Below are 19,263 nucleotides of genomic sequence, written 5' to 3'. Positions count from 1 at the left end.
TTGATGCTGGCTGGCATCGTCAGGGGACGGGCACCACCCCGCCCCGACCCCCGAAGGGGTTTCGCCGAGCGTCACGCGGCCCCGGAAGGGCGCTCAACGCTGGTCTCCTGGAGGGACTTCAGCCAATGCATGGCATCGTCGAGGGATTCGATCTGATGCCGGGCGAACTTGGCGCAGGAGATCAGGTATTCACGGGCGTATCCAGAGCTCTCGGCGAGCTCCCCGTGAAGGTTTGCCAGGCTGAATTCATCCCGGTTGCGCTGCCGGATGAGCGCCTTCACTACGGGCTCGGCGCAAACGACAACGAACCAGATCGGCATATCTCCGCTGTTCGTTGCTCTGCCTTCCTTGAGCCACTGCCGGGCGTTGCGCAGTTCTGTGGCGACTTCGGAAGCAGACTGGATCAACCCATGTACGCGCGGACCGTGACAGGTCTCCAACTCCCGGCGCACCTTGCGCATTTTGATAACAAGGTTCTCGTGCTTTTCCGCATCTATTCGAAGTGCACGGTCGATCTCTCGGCCATACACCTCCACCAGCTTCGTGCAGTTGAGCGCGAAGGTCTGGGAATCCATGTGACTCACTTCCATTGCGATGACGGCTGGCATCGTCAGGCGAGGGACACCACTCCCTCACGACGCACACGCCGGCCGAGGGCAGGGGTGTGCGTTTCGCCAAGCAGGGTTATGCAGTCAGGTTCGTGAGGTAGGCGGTCAGGTCGACGCGCTTGCCCTCGTCGTCGAGGCCGTGGACATGCCCGTCCTCTTCCTCGTCCTGGGTGTTGGCGTGATCCTCCAGCCACTTCAGCGCGAGATCGGGCCTGCCCACGGCAGCCAGCAGCCTGGCAAGGGCATCCACTTCTGGGCAGGTCAGGGAGGCCGCCAGGTCATTCGATGACCCGACGGCGCCCAAGGCATTGGCCAGGTCCTTGGCGGCCGACTCGACCTCCAGCGTGTAGACCTGGATCTCCGTGGCACGGTCGGCGACTTCAAGGGCGGTCTTGCGGGTGGCGGCCAGCTCTTCGCGAAGGCCCTCGTTCTCGGAGAGAAGACGGAAGTAGTCGTGGTGGGCGCATCTGATCAGTTCTCGGCGGGCCCTGCGGCGTTCAAGGGCAGCACCGATGAAGGGAATTCGCATGTGACGTCCGTTCGCGTTCGGGAGCCGTCCCTCCCACAGAGGGGTTCGGGAGGGACGGCAGTTCAGAGAGGGAAGGTCGGGCGGTCATGCGCGGTACACCGCGATAGGCGTGGACGGATCGCCTTCCCATATAACGCACTCGCCGGGGAAGAAGACTTTGATCTGAGTTCCCGAGTCGGGCTTATTGGTTCTGATCAGCACGCGACCAACACGCCAGGGATCGGGTCGTCGGGACGACGGCTCTGTGGCGTAGCCGATTACCAAGTACGCGCCCTTGATGTCCCGGGCAAGTACCGGTTTGGCTTGTTCAGCGCACACTGCTAGCGATGATGAGCGAGCGTCGTCCCATCGGTATGGGCGCTTCGGAAGTCGGCTCATCTTCGGGAGGACGATGGACTCAGACATTGCGCCCCTCCAACCACGTGGATTCGTCCGCCAGCAGATACCAACCCGCTGGAACGAAATCCCCGATATGGGCAGGCTCATCCGTCAGGTAGAGCCAGACATAGTCCGTCTCTGTCCCCGATACGCGGTCGCCCTTACCGACGATCAGGAAGAGGCAGTACGCGGCCTCGCTGGGCGCGACGACGCTCACGGTCATGCGCCCACGCTCCGGTTGCGGGGCTGGGTGGATTCCAGGACTCGCGTCCCGTTGTGCTCCCAGACGTAGCAGGAGCCGAACTCCGACGGCACGGCCCGGAGGTACGAGGCAGCCCCGCCGTCCTCGCCCCACACGGCGAGCGAGATCGGATGACGGACCTCGGGCTGTCGGCGAAGGCGGATGTTCGTCTCGACGGAGCGCACGACCTTGCGCATTTCGAACTCGGCGAGCAGCTCGGGAGAGGTCTCCCAACCTCCCCGGATCCACGGGTTTTCCGTGTACGTCCTTCCGCCGTGCCAGACGGTCACCCTGACCGTGCACGGGCCGACGAACGGAGGGGCCACGTAGTCGGCCAGCTCGTCGAGCTGCACCTTCTGTGCGGCAGACATGTGTCTCCTATCTGCATCAATGCGGCTGGCATCGTCAGGTCCCGGACACCACTCCGGGCACGACACCCGGCCGACTGCTGGCGTGCAGCAGCCGGGTGTTTCGCCACGTCGGCAGCAGCTTTGACGCTCACTGCCATTTAGCTAAGGTCTCGCAATCGGGGCTAGAAAGAGACCACGTTCAGGTCGTGGTCATCTACCTGGATGTCGAACTCCATGGAGTCGAACTCCACGCCCTTCCCCCGCACATGAGCCTCCAGCAACTCGCGCAGATCGCTGCGGTGAATCGGCTCGCCGTCCTCCCGGCGGAGGCCCTCCAGGGTCACCCCGAACGTCACCTCGGTCCGGTACGTGTGACCGAGCGGACGGAGATCGAGCTTCTCCAGCATCCTGTCCGCCGCATCACGGTCGATGTCACCGTCTTCGAACACCTCCTGCATGCAGTCGCGCACGGCACCTTTCAGCTGCCCCAGTTCATTGGACAGGAGGTCTCGCTGAGCCAACAGGCCGTCGATCGCCGCGCACTTCGAGTGGATGGCCGCTTCGAGGCTCCGGGCATGGCGGGCCAATTGGTCCTTCTCGCGGGCCACCTCGAAGAGACGTGACTCCAGATTGCGCACCATCTCCAAGAGAGGCAGCCCAGACGCCGCGTCCGCCTTCTTCGCGAGGCTGACGTGAACAGACTTGAACGTAGACATGTGTCCTCTTTTCGACAAGGCTCGGCCCAAGGCCGGCCAGCTCGTGCACCCCACCTCTTGATGGGGTGCTGCCACCCAAGCGAGACGGGCTCGCTTGAGTCGCAGCACCCCACCGGACCCGAGGGTCCGGCGGGTGCAACACGTTCGATCTAGGCAATGTGTCGGGCGGCATTTGCGCCGTCGCTTCTCTTCGATCCGGTGCAGCCAACCACCCCGCCCCATATGGGCATTCGAGGGTGGCGCCGCACCATTCGCACTGTTCAGTTCTCAAGGATCGGGCAGTGCCTTTCTGTACCACCCCTCTCAGGGTGGCCCTGGTCCGGCTGCCCCCGGCCGATACCGAATGGCCGGGCCCGAGTTCAGCGCACTCGGAGCGCTCGCAGCACGTCGGCCTTCGCTTCTCGCGCTGGCCTTGCCGATCTTCCTGCGACAGCTCGCTTCGCGGGGCGGCCCCCGGTCTCCCCCGAGGTGGGGCACCCGATGCTCGGATGCTGGCGTGATGGTCATGTTCGCTCGGCTTGTCTGCCTTGCGGCGGTTCCGACCCTAGCGGATCTTCACCGTTTCGCCAAGGTCTCGCATTCGCTCGAACTTGCGGCGCCTGGCGGACAGTTGGCGGCGCCGCTTCATGCGGCCCGGTCTCGACTGTCCGGTTCGGCGTGGCTCCGACCGTAGTTGATCGGCTCCGTCTTGCGCAAGTCTCGCGTTCGCTTCGACTGGCTGGCGGTCCGCTCTCGCTTCCCGCCTGTCGTCTTGTCCCGCCTGCCTTGCGGCTGGCCGGTCTCGGCGACGGGGTCGATCTTGGCACGGGTCGGCGACCTTGCGCAAGTCTCGCAATCGCGGTCTGTCCGCCTTGGGGGGTGCGGGGGGTGTGCGTCGGTGCGCGACGTACGCGCGCGGTTCCTCTTAGGGGGTGTGGGGGGTGACCCCCGGTACGACGCGAAGCCGACCGCCATGTCTTAGCCGCTCGAAAGTTGCCACGGTTCCAGGGTTTGTAGCCGCAGAGCAAGCGTCACCGTCTGTACCGAATAGGGGGGCAGGTGGAGCCGAAATCGATGCCTGGTTTTTCCTTCTCAAGTCGTCGACAGTCCTCAAGTTGCCTGATAACGCTTTCCCGATCAAGGATCTTCTCATTGCTGCTCGTGATGGCTTGAATGTAGATCGCCGAGAAGGAGAACGCGAATATCACGAAAGCAGCCACCAGCTTTACTCGCAGCAGCCGCGCACTGCGAGCGTGTCGGGCTTCCTCATCGACCGCAGCTTCCTCGATTACATCAATATCGATCAACGAGGATCGGCAGCCGAGTTCGGCTAGTGGGCCATCCACAAGGACGGAGTAGACGACAACTTGCTTGCGCGCCAAGCGGCATGGAAGCACCTCAAGCACTTGGCCAGAGGTATTCACTTTCGGGGCCGTAGTTGTCTGTGGATACGATTGCGCGTCAAGGACTGCGACAGCCATCGCCCCTAGGTCGAATGTGACCGGGTCCGAGTCATGAAAGGCTGTTGCGGCGATGTCCTGACGGCCCACGTTCTTGAGTTCGACCTCTACAATGCGGGGGCGCTGGAGTGCAATACCGCCATGCGTTACGTTGAGCGCGTTCGCTGCTTGGTCGGAAGCATTCAGGAGTGAGATGTTCTTGCGTCGGCAATAGATCAAGCGCCGCTTCGGATACGCCAAGCGCCGTCCGCCCCACACTCCAATAGCGGCTGAAGCAAGCGAGCACGCCGCCGGCACAGCGATCTTCCAGAAACCAGAGTCGTACCAACCCGTAGCCACAGACATCACGGGGGCCGATTAAAGCACTAGTAGCGCTGGGGGTGGCAGTCACTTGCCATCACATCACCCGCGCGAGTCAACATCTTCCATGAAAGTTGACGAGCGACTGCCTGCACTGGCCCGCACTTCGTCAAACCTGCCTAGAGCTGACCGAGATGACGTTATCATTCCCGCCTCCGTTCCCCTGACTGGTACACCAGGGTTCCCTAAACAAGCCGTGGAGGCGGAAGTGGCAACTAGTGTGAATGGAAACCAGAGCACTGCAGGGGGCGATCCTCCCCCAGGCCAGTCTCCTACCTCGATCTGGAATCGCGTCGTCGAAGCAGGTAGGCGCTTTCTTTCTTCGCCAGTCCGCCGCGATACAGCGGTCATTGGTCTCGGACTGATCGGCACAGGAGCGGGCATCGTCCGTGGGGCCGCAGACATCCCTCTCCCTGTCGCGGTCCTACTCGGCCTCGCAGTGGCGGTTCTGGTTGTCATCGCAGAGAAGGCTCTCGTCGCCGACAGTGACGCGACGAGGGCCCGCCTACTCGCAGCCGGGATGACGCTCTCTGTGCTTATATCGGTTGGCGCATACGCGTACCACATGTGTTTCGACCCAGCTACCAACGCACCAAAGACGTACACCCTCTTCCTTCAAGGGGAGGAAACACAGGGCCTCCGTCCGGCAGGGCGACCAGGCGGGCCTTCCTTGGTACTCAGCAGCGTTCGACTATTTGGGGCGAACAGCTACGAGTTCTCATGCTTTGCCAAGGACCCGAGTGGAAACGACTGGCTGAGGCTCGCCAATTACAACCTCTGGGTTCCACGCCGCTACTTCAGTCCGGTCACGACATCTGACAGCCCAAAGATCCCTCGCTGCTAGGCCACTTGGGCCTGACTGACGTATCGGTACCCGGAGCGGACTGAACAGCCGAGGCGCTTTGCCAGTGTCTGGCCCGTGACCTTGGCACCTTCGGCCTTCATGGCGGCGACGGTCTCCTTGACAACGTCGAGGGGGACGGCCTTCTTGGCGCCACCCTGCCGCCGGGCCTTCGGCTCTGCCAGCTCCTCGTCACGCTCATCGAGTCCCTCACCGGTCTCCGTTGCCAACTCCTCGGCGGCGCCCGCCAACTGCCCATATTCGTTGACGATGCCGTGGCTCATGGACACGAGCTGTCGGCCTGCCAGGTCGAGGGCCTCTGCCAGCTCGCCCGCCAGGTCAACGGCCATCTCTTCGAGCTGTCGCATCTGTTCGGTGGCAGTGATCTGGGCCGCAGGCATGGCTGCCATATGCAGCATGTGCGCCACGACCAGTGGCGGGACGGCGGAGACCGTTGCCACGAGGATGGCGGATGGTGCCACGTAGCCCTGGTCTATCAGGTGTGACACGACCTGCATCGACAGTGCCAGGGCAAGAGCTGCTGCGGCGCCGATCGTGGCAGTGATGACTCCGGGGAGCTTCAGGCGGCGGCGTTGTTCCGCGATGACGGCGGCGCACGCGGCGTAGGCGGAGACTCCGGCCGGCATGAGCCAGGTGACCCAGCCGTGCCATCCGGCGATCTCTGCCATGCGGACTTCGCCCGGTACGGACATGACGAGGACAGCGACGAGGACGAACGGGCTGCCAGCGGTCAGCATGAGGCGCCCGTACCAGGGCATTTGCAGGTTGGACATGGTGCTTCTCCGAGTTCGAGCGCTGGCAGGTCAGGCGGCGGCGCGAAAGCGCGACTTGGCACCGTGCGTGAAGGTGTCGGTGGCGCGGCGTTGCCTGATGGCGGCCAGCAGCTCGGCGGCCTCGGGGCTGACCGGAGCGGGCTCTCCGGCGGAGCTCGGCTCCGCGGTGGCCGAGGCGCACTGCTTGCAGGTCGTGGCGGCGACTCCGGCGGGGAAGGGGGCTGCGCAGTCCTGGCAGAAGAACCGCGGCGCCGGGGCCGGCTTGGGCTTCGGCTTGCTGGGGCGGTGGTTCTTCAGGCGGTAGGAGATCAGGGCGGCCGGGGCGTCGACCTGTTCGGGGAGGCGGGCGGTCAGGACGGTGAGGAGCTTGAGCTCGCTGTGGCCGTCGGTGAGCCATTCGGCGGCGAGGGGGGCGAGGCGGAGCACATCGGCGGTACCGAGGCCGAGGCGCCGGTCGGTCGAGCCGAGCTTGCCCAGGCACGCGGCGGCGCGGCCGACTGCGGTCTTGTCGGAGGCGCCTTGGCTCTGCTTGTCCTGGGGGATCTCCCCCTCCTCCTCGACCGCCTGAGTCAAGGTCTCGCCATCGGCGCCAGAGACAGGCTCGGGGCGGAGGAGGTTCTTCTCCTGGTTCTTTTCCCTCTGGGGAAGAGCACCGACGGTCCGATCCTTCGGGGCACCGACCGTCGGGATCCGGTCCATCGGCAGATCGGAGATGTGGGTCTGGGTGCCCCACAGGCCGGTCTCCGGGTCCTGGGCGCGCTCGCGGCGCAGATAGCCCGCGGTTTCCAGGGCTGCGAACGCCTTGGAGACGGCGCGCCGGCCTTCCTCTACCTGCTCGGTCACGCTGTCGATGGTGGCCTTGGCGCCGTCCGGCATGGACAGGAGACGCACGAGGAGACCGACGGCGGCCAGGGAGAGCTGGCTGTGCCGGGCTGCGGCGTTGGGCACGACAACGAAGGCACGGTCGTGCCGGTTACGATGCACTCGCATCTAGAGACAGCTCCTCTAGTGTGATGCGCCAGAAATCAGAGGCGTAAGTGGCTAGGGAGTCTTGGTGTCGGGCGGGGCGATCTTCGCGAGGTAGTCCGCGAGCGAGTTGAGGATCTCGTCGGCGGTCTTGGTCCAGGTGAAGGGCCGTGGGTTCTCGTTCCACGTCTCGATCCATGCCCTGATGTCGTCTTCCAGGGCCTTCACAGAGCGGTGGACACCGCGGCGGATGAGTTTGTCGGTCAGCAGGCCGAACCACCGCTCCACTTGGTTGAGCCAGGAGGAACCGGTGGGGGTGAAGTGCACGTGGAAGCGGGGATGCCGGCCCAGCCACGTCCTGATCTCGGGGGTGTTGTGGGTGGCGTAGTTGTCGCATACCAGGTGCACATCGAGTTCGCGCGGCACTGCCTTGTCGATCGTGACCAGGAACTTCTTGAACTCGATGGCCCGGTGACGGCGGTGGAGTTCCGATATGACGGTGCCGTCGGCGATGTTGAAGGCGGCGAACAGGCTGGTGATGCCGTGCCGGAAGTAGTCGTGGGTACGCCGCTCGGGCATCCCCGGCATCATCGGCAGGACCGGCTGGGAACGGTCCAGAGCCTGGATCTGGCTCTTCTCGTCCACGCACAGCACTACCGCCTTCTCGGGCGGGTGGTGGTACAGGCCGACGACGTCGACGACCTTGGCGACGAACTGCGGGTCGGTGGAGAGCTTGAAGGTGTCCTGCAAGTGTGGCTTGAGATCGAACCGCTTCCAGATCCGCCCGACCGTCGACTTCGACAGGCCCGAGTGCTTCGCCATGGAGGCCCGCGACCAGTGCGTGTCCCGGCCGGGCGTGGACTCCAGCGTCGCCACGAGGACGTCCTCGACCTGGTCCAGCAGGATCGACGGCGGACGGCCCACGCGCGGCTCGTCCGCCAGTCCGTCCAGACGGCGGGCGATGAAGCGGGACCGCCAGCGGTTCACCGTCGCATGGGCAATGCCCAGCTCGGCGGCGACCTGCTTGTTCGTCCCGCCTTCCGCGCACCGCAGCACGATCTTCGCGCGCAGAGCGAGGTACTGCGCGGTCTTCGCCCGCCTCGCCCAGCGCGTCAGCTGGACATGCTCCTCGTCGGTCAGGACCAGTCCCGCCTTGCGCCGGCCCGGCCGCGGCGCGTCCGTCAGAGCATCCATCCGCCGCTCAGCGAACCGTGTTCGCCACTTGCGGACCGTGTCCGCCGTCACGCCGAGCTTCGCCGCCACACGCACGGTCGGCAGCCCCTCGGCGCAGGCCAGGACAATCCGCGCCCGTTCCGCCAGACGCGCCCCTGCCGCCCCGTCGGCCCACCGCGTCAGCTCCGTGAACTCCTCAGCGGACAACACAATTTCAACAGCACGAGGCCCTGGTGACATGAGAAAACCCTAGCCACTTACGCCTCTGATTTCTGGCGCATCACACTAGGTGACGGACCCCGGAGCGCTCCAACGCTGCCGGGGTCACTTGTTTGCACTGCGTTGCGCAACTTACGCGATACTTTGACTTCGTGTCCACCTTGATCACCTCCCCTCAGCCCGCCCGCGGAGGTGACGGGCATCACTCAAGCCTGCTTTCCGGATTCCGGCCCTCGCTCCGTACATATAGGTAGAAGGCTTGAAGGACTACGTTCATCGCCCCCTGGGCCCCCGGTAGGGGGCCACGTGATGAAGCTCCTTCGCCGTTGCGGTTGGCGTAGGAGGCTCATGTCGTGGACTACGTCTGACCGGCGCCTCCGCCTGCCGTCGAACTGGCTGCAGATCAGGCTCCGTGTCCTGCGCCGGGACGGCCGCCAGTGCACAGCCAGAGACCAACACGGCGTGCGGTGTGCCGAGCCGGCCACCGACGTGGACCACGTACGACCCGGTGACGACCACCGAGAGGCCAACCTGACGTCGCTCTGCGGGTGGCATCACCGGGTCAAGTCCTCCCGCGAGGGCGGGAGGGCAAGGGCAGCCGCTCGCCGCCGTCACGACGCCAAGTTCCGCCGGACCGAGACGCATCCCGGTCTGCGGTGACCGCGCAGAGCTCCGAGCCGTTGCTCGTCGAGCCGCGCCGGCCCCGAGGTCCTCTCTCGGCCTCGGGGCCCCTGACTTCGAGGAGGTGGGCGAGTGCCCGGCCCCGTGCCTGCCCGCGAGGCGGATCTCGCCCGCCCCCGTGAACGCAAAGGCCGCGAGGTCCAGCCGGTGACGAAGGGCGTCGCCCGCGACGTCACCGTCCCTGACCCCGATGGAGATTGGCATCCGATTGCCCGGCGGCTCTGGGATTCCCTGGAGACGTCCGGTCAGTCCGATTTCTATCAACAGTCGGACTGGGCCTTCGCGTTCAGCCTCTGTGACGACCTCTCGCACTACAAGCGATCCACCAAAAGGTCGGGCCAGATGCTCCAGACCATCTATTCGGCCTTCGAGCGACTCCTCGTCGCCGAGGGCGACCGGCGCCGGGTGCGCATCGAGCTGCACGAGCCCGAGGCGGAAGAGCAGTCCGCGGCTGTACTCGCCATCGCGGACTATAAGCGGGATCTTGGACTGGACTGAAGATCGTGGCCGCACCAGGCGGTAGGGGTCGGCCTGGTGCGGCAGCGATCACTTGGTGCCGCCCCGCTTCACTTCATCGCGCACCGCGCGAACAGAGCGAATTACCGTGATCATCTTCTGTGACAGCGCCGGTACCTGGTCAAAGAGGTGCCCAATAGCGGCAACACCTCCCGCAACCGAGGCCACGGCGACAGTCACCCAACCCGCTAGTTCCATATAGCGCCTTTCAAGAGAGGGGTGCGAGCCACCAGGAGGGCCTCCCGGGACCCCTTCTCCGGAAGACAACCCTCTCGTTGCAGGCCCGCCCCCGATCTCAGGCGGCAACTACACAGCTTTACAGGTCGATTTGAGAGTACCGGGCCTCGGCGTCTCCTGTCTTGAGAACCGGGGGAGGTGGACTTCATTACCCTCTCGCTTGAAGAGATCGAGGGCCTAGAACCGTCGCTCCTCGGCCCCACCTGGGCGCGCGAGCAGGACGGCTCCTGGAAGCTTCCCGAGCACACGCTCGGCTGGCAGATATCCGGCTGGTGTGCCGAGTTCCTCAACGCCGAGAGTGGCGGGCCCTGGCGCTTCACACGCGAGCAGCTCCGCATCGTCTTGTGGTGGTACGCGGTTGACGCGAGCGGCCGTTTCATCTACCGCAAGGGCGTGTTGCAGAGGCTCAAGGGCTGGGGCAAGGACCCGCTCTTGGCGGTGATCTCGCTCGTCGAGTTCGTCGGCCCTAGCCGCTTCGCGCACTGGGGACCGGACGAGCAGCCGGTCGGCGTCGCTCACCCCCAGGCATGGGTACAGGTCGCGGCCGTCAGTCGCGACCAGACCCGCAACACGATGACGCTGATGCCGAGCCTCATGAGCGACAAACTCATCCAGACATACGGCATCAAGGCCGGGGCCGAGCTGATCCGTGCGAACGGCGGCCGGCAAAGGCTCGAAGCAGTCACCAGCTCCTTCCGCGCGCTGGAAGGCGGCCGAGTCACGTTCACAGTGCTCAACGAGACGCACCACTGGGTGACCGGTAACAACGGCGACCGCATGTACGAGACGATCGACGGTAACGCGACAAAGAAGGACTCGCGGTATCTGGCGATCACGAACGCCTACCTTCCCAGTGAAGATTCCGTGGCCGAGCGAATGCGCGAGGCGTACGAGAAGATCCTCGAAGGCCGGGCGGCTGACGTGGGCTTCCTGTACGACTCGATCGAGGCGCACCCTGCAACTCCCCTGACGCCTGAGGCGATCCGCATCGTCCTGCCGAAGATCCGTGGTGACGCGACCTGGTTGAGGGTGGAGACGATCCTCCAGTCCATCCTGGACACGACGATCGCTCCCTCGCGCAGCCGCCGCATGTGGCTGAACCAGATCGTCGCCGAAGAGGATGCGATCTATGGACCAGCCGAGTGGGACGTCCTGCGGGATGACACCAAGACCTTGCAGCCTGGCGACGAGATCGTCCTGGGCTTCGATGGCGGCCTGAAGGACGACAGCACAGCCTTGTGCGCTCTGCGCGTCAGCGATATGTACGCGTGCGTGCTGGGCCTGTGGGAGAAGCCGGACGGCCCGCGCGGTGACGGCTGGCAGGTCCCTCGGGTCGAGGTCGACAGCGCGGTCCACGACGCCTTCCGGAACTTCAACGTCCGCGCTATGTACGCGGACGTTGCGCTGTGGGAGTCGTACATCTCCGAGTGGTCCGACGCCTACGGCGAGGGCCTGGCGGTGCGGTCGCCGCACGGCCGGGACGCGATCGGCTGGGACATGAGGGCGTCGCTGAAGTCGTCGACCCTCGCGCACGAGCGGCTGATGCGGTCGATCTTCGACCGCAAGCTCGTCCACGACGGCGACCGCGCCCTGCGCCGCCACGTGCTCAACGCGCGCCGTCGCACGAACAACCACGGCATCAGCTTCGGCAAGGAGAGCCGCGAGTCGCCCCGGAAGGTGGACATCTACGCCGCGCTGATGCTCGCGCACGAGGCCCTCGTCGACCTGCGGGCCCGCGGCAAGAAGGTCCGCCAGCGCACCGGCCGGGGCTTTTTCCTCTGACCCGATTGCGAGACCTTAGCAAGTTTGAGTTCGGCAGACTCCCCGTCGCCCACCGCGCTCGCGCGGCAGCTCCTCGCCATCCTGTCCCGGGACGGCGGCCGGTTGAAGCGGATCGACGACTACCTCCACGGCAAGCACGACGACCCCTATATGCCGCCGCAGGCGGACGACGAGTACCGGCTGCTGGCAGGCCGTTCGGTCTCCAACTGGCTACCCCTGCTGGTCGATGCTCCGGCCCAGGCCCTCTACGTCGACGGGTTCCGCCCCGGCGGCGCGGACGGCGGCCTTCCCGCCACCGAGAGCGCCACGGCCGAGTGGTCGCACTGGCAGCGCTCGCGGCTCGACGCCCGGCAGGCCGCGGTGTACCGGGGTGCCCTCAGCTATGGGCACTCCTTCACCGTCACCGAGAAGTCCCGTACAGGGCACGTCCGCACGAAGGGCCTGTCCGCGCTGCGGACGAGCGCGCTCTTCGAGGACGCGGCCAACGACGACACGCCGCACGCCGCCCTGTCGGTCACCACCTGGCCGTCGGCGGACAGTGCCGGCCGGGCCCGGCTGTGGGACGCGCGCGCCGAGTACACGGTCCGGTTCCTGTCGCTGGACGATCCGAAGAGCGTCGTCGTCTCCGACGCACGGCGGCACGGCGCCAGCGCATGCCCCGTGACCAGGTTCGCCGCGAGCGTGGACCTGGAAGGGCGCACCCTCGGCGTGGTCGAGCCGATGATCCGCCTCCAGGACCGCATCAATCAAACGGTGTTTGATCTCCTGCTCGCGCAGTCCTACGGCAGCACGAAGGTCAGAACGGTCTCCGGCATGGGTCCGCCGATCCAGCGCGACCCGGAGACCGGCGAGCCGGTTCTCGACGAACTGGGCAATCCAGTCCCATTGCGAATCAACCACAACAACCGACGTTTTCTGTTCGCAGAAGATCCAGATGTCCGCTTCGGGTCTCTGGACGAGACCCCGTTGCAGGGGTTCATCGAGTCGGTGGAGATGTCGACCCGGCAGCTCGCCGCCGTCAGCCAGACCCCGCCGCACTTCATGCTGGGGCAGATCGCCAACCTCTCGGCGGAGGCCCTCCTTGCAGCGGAAACCGCCCTGAACCGCAAGATATTGGAATTCAGGACCAGTTTCGGTGAAAGCTGGGAGAGGGTCTTCCGGCTGGCGGCGGAGCTGTCCGGTCACGCCTCCTCGGCGGACGACCACCAGGGCGAGGTCATCTGGCGCGACATGGAGTCCCGCAGCCTGGCCCAGTCCGCCGATGCCCTGGGCAAGCTCCGCACCCAACTCGACATCCCGGCCCGCGGGTTGTGGGCTCGCGTGCCCGGCGTGACTCAGACCGAGCTGGAGGACTGGGAGCAGAAGGCCGAAGAGGACGATTCCATCGGTCAGTTGGCCACCGCCTTGCAGCGGGCGACCCCTGAGCCGGCCAGCCCCTCGACGGCGGTGGCGGCATGACGGGGACAGCTCGCCAGGCCGACGCTGATCGCGCTGCGCAGGCGTTCCACGTCGCGTTCAGCCAGATCGGAGCAGAGGCCACGGCCGAGGCCCTCGCGCTGTGGTCGGAGGTCCCGCCCGCCCAGCGCGCGGCCACTGCGTCGGGATGGCTCCGCAGGGCGATCACGCTGGTGATGAGCCGCAGGCGCATGGGGCGTGATCTCGCCAGGGCCTACTACCGGCTGGCCCGCGCGCTCCAGACCGGCACGACGGTGGCCGACCCGTACCACCCCGAGCCGTCCCACATCACGCTCGGCGATCTCCGGAGGGAGTTCGCCGCACTGGCCGGTACGTACGAGCCGCCCACCGCGGACTCGGCTCGGTCGTCTTCCACAGGCCGGCCGGAAGCCCCGCCGGACAGCGACGCCGACGAACCCCGTCCCGACGAGGGCGACGCCCAGGAGGCGCCGCACCCCGAGGAACACCACGGGCTCGACGACGACGCGGAGGACTGGGAGAAGATCCTCGTCGAGGAGCTCGAAGGGCTCCGCGAGGACGAGGAACGGATCGAGCGGGAGGCCGAGGAGGAACTCCGCACGGTCCTCGACGCGCTCGGCCGCCGCAACCTCGACCAGCGCCTGAACAAGATCGACCGCCAGCAGGCCGCCGAGGTCGTCGACCGGCAGCGCGAGGACGCCCACCGTCAGGCGGGCGCCCAGCAGGCCGGGGCCGCATCCCGGGTCGCCATGAACGGCGGCCGGTCGACCACCTGGAACCACATGCGGCGGGACCGCCGGGCTCTGGGGTACGTACGGCTCTCTCGGTCCGGCACTCCGTGTGGCTGGTGCGCCATGCTCATCAGCCGCGGCCCGGTCTACAAGTCCCGCGAGTCCGCCACGTTCGCGGACGGCGACCGCTACCACGACCACTGTCACTGCTACGCGGCCCCGGTCTTCTCCATGCAGCAGTACCAGGGCTCCGAGTTGACCGCCCTGTCCCGCGAGTACGAGGCCCTGTGGCCCCAGGTCACCAAGGGCCTGAGCGGCAAGTCCGCTGTCAGCGCCTGGCGGCGCTTCATCCGCCACAAGCAGCGCGAAGCGCACAAGGCCGCAGCCCAGGAGGCGCGGCAGTCCACGGCCACAGCCCAGGAGGCGTAACCCTGTCCGAGAAGAACACTGACCCGACCGACGAGACCAAGCCCGCCGACGAACCGCGCGAAGAGGCGCCGCAGGCATCCCCGGAGGGTGAACTCCCCCACTGGGCCCGTAAGGAGTTGTCGAAGGCTCGTGCTGAGGCTGCGTCGTACCGCACACGCCTGCGTGACGCTGAGACGCGGCTGACCGAGGCCAAGAGTCCGGAGGAGTTCGAGGCCGCGCTCGCCGAGGTCAAGGCGCAGAACGCCGAGCTGGAGCATTCCCTCGTGGTCTCCCAGGTGGCCCGCCGGTTCGAGCTGCCCGAGGCGCTGTCCGCCCGGCTGCGCGGTTCGACCGTTGAAGAACTGGAGGCCGACGCGAAGACGCTTCAGGCCCTCCTCGCGCCACCGACACCGCAGTCCCTCGGCGGAGGTCTGAACCCCGCTGACGAGGACGACGGCGAGATGGACCCGCGCGTCCTGGCCCGGAGGAGCAAGCGCCTCTGACCTGCCCCGGCCCCCCGGAGATCCTCGACGCGGGCGGCGCCACCTGGGCACCAGGACGGCCCCCTCCGACCGCAGGCTTCATGGTCTCCGTCCACGGATCCGAACTCACCCTTCCCGCAGCACATTTCACCGAGGCCGACCTCCGGGCCTACCAGGCCCGTTACGCGGACGTCGTGCACAGCCAGCGCCTCTATTTCGGCGCATGGGTCGACGGCCCGTGGGTCTATCTCGATCTCTCGCGGCACTACCCGGATTCCGCCTCGGCGCGGAAAGCCGCGAGACGTGACCGCCAAGTCGCCTACTACGACGTGAGCACCGGGACCTCGATCCGTCTCTGACGCCGACCGGCATGTAACCCCGAAGAACCTTCCCCCGGCCGCGTCCGGGGAATTTTTACCCCGGAGCACATTCCCCTTTGCCTACTCCACAGCACCAGGTTGTAAAGCCTCAGAAGCTGGTCAACACCGCGATCGGCATGCTGGAGCAGGAACTCCTGGTTCCCTCCCTTTTCCAGCGGCACGGCATTGACCAGTTCAAGGGCGCCGACAACGACACCATCAGTATGCGTGTGGAAGGAATTCTTCCCTTCCATGACTACGCGTGGCGCAACGACCGTTCGACGCCCATCCAGTTCGACGAATACGCCGAACGCAAGATCGCCGTCTCCTTCGGCGGCAACTCCTACAGCGCCGTCAAGCTGACGGACGAGCAGAACCACTTCGACATCACGGAGTGGTCGAGACTGCTTCGTCCGCAGGTCAGGGCCGTAGGGCGCGGTCTCCAGCGGCGCGCGGTGAAGACGCTCACGAGCCAGCAGTACAACGTCACCATCGGCAAGGCCGCGCAGAACCTTCGCGGTGCACTGATCGAGGCCCGTCGTGTGCTGAATGCGTTCCACGCGCCGGACGAGTCGCGCTATCTGCTGGTCGGTTCCGACTTCGAGTCGGCACTTCTCGCCGACGACAAGCTGAACCTCGCCAGCAACGTCGGTGATTCCATTGCCGATTCCGTCCTGCGGACCGCGACGATCGGCGAGCGATACGGTTTCCGTATCGTCGTCGACCAGACGATCCCCTCGGACTCCGCGTATGCCTTCGCCAGCTCCGGCTTCATCTTCCTGTCCGGTGCCCCGGCCGTACCGCAGTCCGTCCCGTACGGCGCCACAACGTCCTTTGAGGGTCTGGCGCTTCGCTGGATCCGGGACTACGACTCGCTCTATCTCCAGGACCGCTCGGTCGTCAACGTCTACAACGGCTTCCGCAGCGTGACGGACGTTCTCGTCGGCTGGGACGAGAAGAACGAGAAGGAGATCATCTCCTCCGGGGAGCACTTCGTCCGCGGAATCAGGCTCACGCTCGACGGCCGCAGCGACTACCCTGAGGCGGCATCCGAGCTCGCGAAGATCACCGGGGTCTCCGACGCCAAGGTGTGGACGCCGTCCGGCATGAAGGCCGAGACTGACCCCGCCAACTCCTGACCTGCTTACAGCTGGGCAGAGGACGTGTCCCCCTGCCCAGCGCAGAAGCACCAGCCCGAGCACGTACTGTAACTACTCGGCCTTTTACCCCCAGACCTCCTGTAGTTCCTCAGGATCACCACGTAAGACCCATTTTCAAGACTTTCGATAGGTTGCGGTCAGATCCCACCCGCGACGAGACATATTGGCACTCCAATGAAGCTCCAGCGGAAAGTGCAATTGAGTTCTCCGCAGCGCTCCAGCCACTTTGAGCGTAAGCGTTAGCTCCGCAGACCCGAGTGACTCCCGTTCGCCTATCCACTCGTCTATCCACGTTGTAGCATCTCTACCGGCTTCCCGAAGGGTAAAGCTCACAGCCGCTGGACCTTGAAGACGGAGGCCATCTCCACTCCAGGCGACACCAGTAGTGTCCGTCTCACGAGAATAGGGATCCGGCTGCTTAACCTTGAGAGGGGCCCTATCGGCAGCCGTGCCATCTTGGTCGAAGATCTCAAGAATCGCCCCCATCCCGAATCCTGGGATGAATGCTGACTGATTCGGCGACAGCTCGAACAAAACCTCACAGGACCCAAACAGGAAGCAATCATCTTTGCCTCTCAGCGTGACAAACTGGATCCTGCAACTGGCCGCAGTGCATTCAGGGACGGTTGCGGCGGGGACGAGAAATCTCAACAGTTCATGCCGAGTTGCACTACGAGTGCGCGTACCAGAGCGAATGGGGACATCCCGCTCAGTGGTCCCGCCGTTAGACACGGAGACAACATACGGTGCCCGATCGGTCTTGAAAGCCAAAGCCGTGACCGACATTCCGGGCCTTACCGGAACAACCAGGTCCATCATTTCGGGGGCGACATTGTCGTCGAATCGACTACTCACCTGAGACCACCACTTAGCTGGGTCCTGGCGAGCGGGCGTCGTCAGGCAGCGGTTTTTCTCATCCACCCCAATGATCCATACTATTTCTTCCCCATTTGCACTATTGGCATGCCCGGCGAGCTGTCGAGCTTTACCTACATCAGGCCACTCGGACTTGAGTTCGATAAAGGAGTCTTCGTTGCTGCACCCGCGTAGAACGCGATCAACGATCTGGAGGGTCAAGCTCTCAAGTTGCTGACGACGCATGAGGCAAGGCTAAAGCCTGCCTTGGTGCGACGCAGTCGGATTTTCAGCTGGCGGAGGTAAATTGCTATACGCCACGGTAGAGGAGTTGAGGGCTCGGCTGGACTGGCCCCTCGACGATCACGAGCTGCGGATCGCGGCCAGTGCCCTGGAGGACGCCTCCGAGCTGGCCGCCTCCTACGGCCGGGACTGGCCCGAAGACACAGCGCCACGCCTGGTGAAGACTCTCGTGCTCAAGGCCACGAGCCGGTATATGCGCAACCCCAACGGCTACACGCAGAGCCGGGCCGGGGACGAGACCCTGGCCTGGTCCGAGGCGCACGGCCGGGACGCGGGCACCGTCTACTACACCCGCGAGGAGATCCGGCTCCTCACCGAGCTCGGAGGCCGGAAGCCCACCCTGGCCAGTGCCGACGTCATGGCCTGGGGCTCTAAGGTCCGGCCGGAGGTGACCGGCACCGTCCCCGTCGGCTATCCGGGCGGCGATCAGTTTCCGCTGTTCTCCGACGATCGTGGGCCCTGGTGAGCGTGCAGCGCAGGCGCGGGCAACTGGCCCGCGTCTGGCGGACCGTGAACGTCGTCGACAACCGGGGCAACACCGTCACGCTGCCCGACCCGGGGGACCCGGTCGAGGTGAAGGCCGCGTTCATCCCCCAGCGCAGTGCCCGCGCAGAGGTCCCCGGCCAACAGCAGATCAACGTCGTGAGGATGATCGTGGACGCCCACCTCGAAGGCGTCTCCCTCTGGTCGCGCGTCGAGTACAACGGCCGGCAGTGGGACGTCGTTTCCCCGCCCTCCTACCACCACGGGACCCGCCGCACCCGCCACTGGTCCATCGACATCAGGGAGCGTCCCTGATGGCCACCGTCTACCGCAGTGTCGGCGGGCGGAAGCTCGCGAAGATGCTCGCCCTGGAGGACGGCGTTCAGGCGGAGCTGACCGCGCGGACCTTCGAGATCGCGGTCCGGGCGGAGGAGATCCTCGTCCAGCACCGCGCGGAGGGGCACTCCCGGATCGAGGTCGAAGAGGGCCGGGTCGACAGGTACGTGGTGCTGTCGGACGAGCGGGGCCAGAAGGCGGCCTTGAGCATCGAGTACGGCCGCCAGGAGTACACGGTGACCCGCACGTCCCGCCAGGGAGGGGAGTTCGAGGTCACGGTCCCCGCGATGGACGGCCTCTATGTCCTCGCGACTGCGGCGCATCTGCCCAAGAAGCGCAAGGGCAAGGTGAAGCTGGACTGATGGCCGGCGTTCCCGACCACATCAAGGCCCTGGCCGAACTCTCCCCCGTCGAGGACCTCCTCCTCGCCGTGCTCCGCAAGGGTCTTCCCGGAATCCGCGTGAAGTCCCTCATCGACCAGCACGAGCGCTTCCCCCTGGTGCTGATCCGCCGGGACCCGACCTTCGGCCAATGGAGCGGTGACACACGCTTCACCGACGCGGCACGCGTCGTGATCAACGCGTTCGCCCCGGACCCCAACGGCGATCAGGACGCCGCGATCCTCGCGGAAGCCGTGCGGGTCGTCCTCCGGGACACGTGGCTGAGGAACGAGGTAGTACCCGGCCTCGGACACCTGACCCGCGTGGACATGAACAGCGCGCCCCGCCGGGCGAGCGACTGGGCAACGAGCTCCGGCCCCGTCCAGTACGCGGACCTGCCCAGCGGCATCTGGCGGTACGAGGCGATCTACGACATCCGGATCCGCAAGCCGCGGCAACGGCCCTTCTCCCTCCCCGCATCCCCCCAGTAAGGAGTCGCGCC

At 65.8% G+C, this 19,263-nt stretch carries 20 protein-coding genes and 3 other RNA genes; 11 read left to right on the top strand and 12 right to left on the bottom strand.

What is annotated here, in order from left to right:
• Window positions 1–4 precede the first annotated feature (4 nt).
• From AB8735_RS12460 to AB8735_RS12405, 12 genes are all read right to left on the bottom strand, one after another.
• An RNA gene (locus tag AB8735_RS12460) (hammerhead ribozyme type II) lies at window positions 5–67 on the bottom strand.
• A 4-nt stretch (window positions 68–71) separates the two neighbouring features.
• A complete protein-coding gene (locus AB8735_RS12455; protein WP_372407230.1) occupies window positions 72–575 on the bottom strand; it encodes a hypothetical protein in 504 nt (167 codons plus the stop codon).
• 20 nt (window positions 576–595) lie between these two features.
• Window positions 596–677: hammerhead ribozyme type II (locus AB8735_RS12450), an RNA gene on the bottom strand.
• 7 nt (window positions 678–684) lie between these two features.
• On the bottom strand, window positions 685–1,137 hold the full coding sequence (locus AB8735_RS12445) for a hypothetical protein (RefSeq protein ID WP_372407228.1): 453 nt from the start codon (window positions 1,135–1,137) through the stop codon (window positions 685–687).
• A gap of 397 nt (window positions 1,138–1,534) precedes the next feature.
• Window positions 1,535–1,738, bottom strand: coding sequence for a hypothetical protein (locus tag AB8735_RS12440; protein WP_372407227.1), 204 nt, complete (start codon window positions 1,736–1,738; stop codon window positions 1,535–1,537).
• Window positions 1,735–2,127 carry a hypothetical protein gene (locus AB8735_RS12435; RefSeq protein ID WP_372407226.1) on the bottom strand — a complete coding sequence of 131 codons (393 nt, stop codon included), beginning with the start codon at window positions 2,125–2,127 and terminating at the stop codon, window positions 1,735–1,737. Before AB8735_RS12435 ends, AB8735_RS12440 begins: the two co-directional genes overlap by 4 nt.
• A 19-nt stretch (window positions 2,128–2,146) precedes the next feature.
• Window positions 2,147–2,233, bottom strand: an RNA gene (locus AB8735_RS12430) — hammerhead ribozyme type II.
• A gap of 55 nt (window positions 2,234–2,288) precedes the next feature.
• A complete protein-coding gene (locus AB8735_RS12425) occupies window positions 2,289–2,822 on the bottom strand; it encodes a hypothetical protein (RefSeq protein WP_372407225.1) in 534 nt (177 codons plus the stop codon).
• Between the two features lie 1,010 nt (window positions 2,823–3,832).
• Entirely contained in the window at window positions 3,833–4,609 is a 777-nt protein-coding gene (locus AB8735_RS12420; protein WP_372407224.1) for a hypothetical protein, read from the bottom strand.
• Between the two features lie 852 nt (window positions 4,610–5,461).
• The gene (locus AB8735_RS12415; protein ID WP_372407223.1) at window positions 5,462–6,256 is read right to left on the bottom strand and encodes a hypothetical protein; all 795 of its coding nucleotides are present in this window, start codon (window positions 6,254–6,256) and stop codon (window positions 5,462–5,464) included.
• Window positions 6,257–6,286: 30 nt separating this feature from the next.
• Window positions 6,287–7,246 carry a hypothetical protein gene (locus tag AB8735_RS12410; RefSeq protein WP_372407222.1) on the bottom strand — a complete coding sequence of 320 codons (960 nt, stop codon included), beginning with the start codon at window positions 7,244–7,246 and terminating at the stop codon, window positions 6,287–6,289.
• A gap of 51 nt (window positions 7,247–7,297) precedes the next feature.
• Window positions 7,298–8,635 carry an IS630 family transposase gene (locus tag AB8735_RS12405; protein WP_372406756.1) on the bottom strand — a complete coding sequence of 446 codons (1,338 nt, stop codon included), beginning with the start codon at window positions 8,633–8,635 and terminating at the stop codon, window positions 7,298–7,300.
• 732 nt (window positions 8,636–9,367) lie between these two features.
• On the opposite strand from AB8735_RS12405, the gene AB8735_RS12400 reads away from it, so the two are divergent.
• From AB8735_RS12400 to AB8735_RS12350, 11 genes are all read left to right on the top strand, one after another.
• Window positions 9,368–9,793, top strand: a complete 426-nt coding sequence (locus tag AB8735_RS12400) for a hypothetical protein (RefSeq protein WP_372407220.1) — start codon at window positions 9,368–9,370, stop codon at window positions 9,791–9,793.
• 393 nt (window positions 9,794–10,186) lie between these two features.
• Entirely contained in the window at window positions 10,187–11,830 is a 1,644-nt protein-coding gene (locus tag AB8735_RS12395) for a terminase (protein WP_372407218.1), read from the top strand.
• Between the two features lie 24 nt (window positions 11,831–11,854).
• Window positions 11,855–13,288 (top strand): phage portal protein, encoded by a 1,434-nt coding sequence (locus AB8735_RS12390; RefSeq protein ID WP_372407217.1) that lies wholly within the window; start codon window positions 11,855–11,857, stop codon window positions 13,286–13,288.
• A complete protein-coding gene (locus AB8735_RS12385) occupies window positions 13,285–14,424 on the top strand; it encodes a hypothetical protein (RefSeq protein ID WP_372407215.1) in 1,140 nt (379 codons plus the stop codon). Before AB8735_RS12390 ends, AB8735_RS12385 begins: the two co-directional genes overlap by 4 nt.
• Before the next feature lie 116 nt (window positions 14,425–14,540).
• Window positions 14,541–14,906 carry a hypothetical protein gene (locus AB8735_RS12380; RefSeq protein WP_372407214.1) on the top strand — a complete coding sequence of 122 codons (366 nt, stop codon included), beginning with the start codon at window positions 14,541–14,543 and terminating at the stop codon, window positions 14,904–14,906.
• An 80-nt stretch (window positions 14,907–14,986) separates the two neighbouring features.
• Window positions 14,987–15,244: a hypothetical protein gene (locus AB8735_RS12375; protein ID WP_372407212.1), complete on the top strand. Its 258-nt coding sequence runs from the start codon at window positions 14,987–14,989 to the stop codon at window positions 15,242–15,244.
• Between the two features lie 137 nt (window positions 15,245–15,381).
• Window positions 15,382–16,383 (top strand): hypothetical protein, encoded by a 1,002-nt coding sequence (locus tag AB8735_RS12370; RefSeq protein WP_372407211.1) that lies wholly within the window; start codon window positions 15,382–15,384, stop codon window positions 16,381–16,383.
• A 1,207-nt stretch (window positions 16,384–17,590) separates the two neighbouring features.
• Entirely contained in the window at window positions 17,591–18,028 is a 438-nt protein-coding gene (locus AB8735_RS12365; RefSeq protein ID WP_372407210.1) for a hypothetical protein, read from the top strand.
• Window positions 18,025–18,360 (top strand): phage head-tail adapter protein, encoded by a 336-nt coding sequence (locus AB8735_RS12360; RefSeq protein WP_372407209.1) that lies wholly within the window; start codon window positions 18,025–18,027, stop codon window positions 18,358–18,360. The genes AB8735_RS12365 and AB8735_RS12360 overlap by 4 nt, the downstream gene beginning before the upstream one ends.
• Window positions 18,360–18,743: a DUF5403 family protein gene (locus AB8735_RS12355; protein WP_372407208.1), complete on the top strand. Its 384-nt coding sequence runs from the start codon at window positions 18,360–18,362 to the stop codon at window positions 18,741–18,743. The genes AB8735_RS12360 and AB8735_RS12355 overlap by 1 nt, the downstream gene beginning before the upstream one ends.
• On the top strand, window positions 18,743–19,252 hold the full coding sequence (locus AB8735_RS12350) for a hypothetical protein (protein WP_372407207.1): 510 nt from the start codon (window positions 18,743–18,745) through the stop codon (window positions 19,250–19,252). Before AB8735_RS12355 ends, AB8735_RS12350 begins: the two co-directional genes overlap by 1 nt.
• Window positions 19,253–19,263: the final 11 nt, after the last annotated feature.

The sequence above is a fragment of the Streptomyces luteireticuli genome (assembly GCF_041519305.1).
Classification (GTDB): domain Bacteria; phylum Actinomycetota; class Actinomycetes; order Streptomycetales; family Streptomycetaceae; genus Streptomyces; species Streptomyces luteireticuli.
This window is presented reverse-complemented; position numbering and strand designations above follow the sequence as displayed.

What these genes read in the sequence shown, in the direction of transcription:
- AB8735_RS12415 (WP_372407223.1), bottom strand. Translation starts at nt 6,256, where the DNA reads ATGTCCAACCTGCAAATGCCCTGGTACGGGCGCCTCATGCTGACCGCT.
- AB8735_RS12370 (WP_372407211.1), top strand. Translation starts at nt 15,382, where the DNA reads ATGCTGGAGCAGGAACTCCTGGTTCCCTCCCTTTTCCAGCGGCACGGC.
- AB8735_RS12375 (WP_372407212.1), top strand. Translation starts at nt 14,987, where the DNA reads ATGGTCTCCGTCCACGGATCCGAACTCACCCTTCCCGCAGCACATTTC.
- AB8735_RS12355 (WP_372407208.1), top strand. Translation starts at nt 18,360, where the DNA reads ATGGCCACCGTCTACCGCAGTGTCGGCGGGCGGAAGCTCGCGAAGATG.
- AB8735_RS12440 (WP_372407227.1), bottom strand. Translation starts at nt 1,738, where the DNA reads ATGACCGTGAGCGTCGTCGCGCCCAGCGAGGCCGCGTACTGCCTCTTC.
- AB8735_RS12405 (WP_372406756.1), bottom strand. Translation starts at nt 8,635, where the DNA reads ATGTCACCAGGGCCTCGTGCTGTTGAAATTGTGTTGTCCGCTGAGGAG.
- AB8735_RS12350 (WP_372407207.1), top strand. Translation starts at nt 18,743, where the DNA reads ATGGCCGGCGTTCCCGACCACATCAAGGCCCTGGCCGAACTCTCCCCC.
- AB8735_RS12425 (WP_372407225.1), bottom strand. Translation starts at nt 2,822, where the DNA reads ATGTCTACGTTCAAGTCTGTTCACGTCAGCCTCGCGAAGAAGGCGGAC.
- AB8735_RS12385 (WP_372407215.1), top strand. Translation starts at nt 13,285, where the DNA reads ATGACGGGGACAGCTCGCCAGGCCGACGCTGATCGCGCTGCGCAGGCG.
- AB8735_RS12435 (WP_372407226.1), bottom strand. Translation starts at nt 2,127, where the DNA reads ATGTCTGCCGCACAGAAGGTGCAGCTCGACGAGCTGGCCGACTACGTG.
- AB8735_RS12445 (WP_372407228.1), bottom strand. Translation starts at nt 1,137, where the DNA reads ATGCGAATTCCCTTCATCGGTGCTGCCCTTGAACGCCGCAGGGCCCGC.
- AB8735_RS12455 (WP_372407230.1), bottom strand. Translation starts at nt 575, where the DNA reads ATGGATTCCCAGACCTTCGCGCTCAACTGCACGAAGCTGGTGGAGGTG.
- AB8735_RS12410 (WP_372407222.1), bottom strand. Translation starts at nt 7,246, where the DNA reads ATGCGAGTGCATCGTAACCGGCACGACCGTGCCTTCGTTGTCGTGCCC.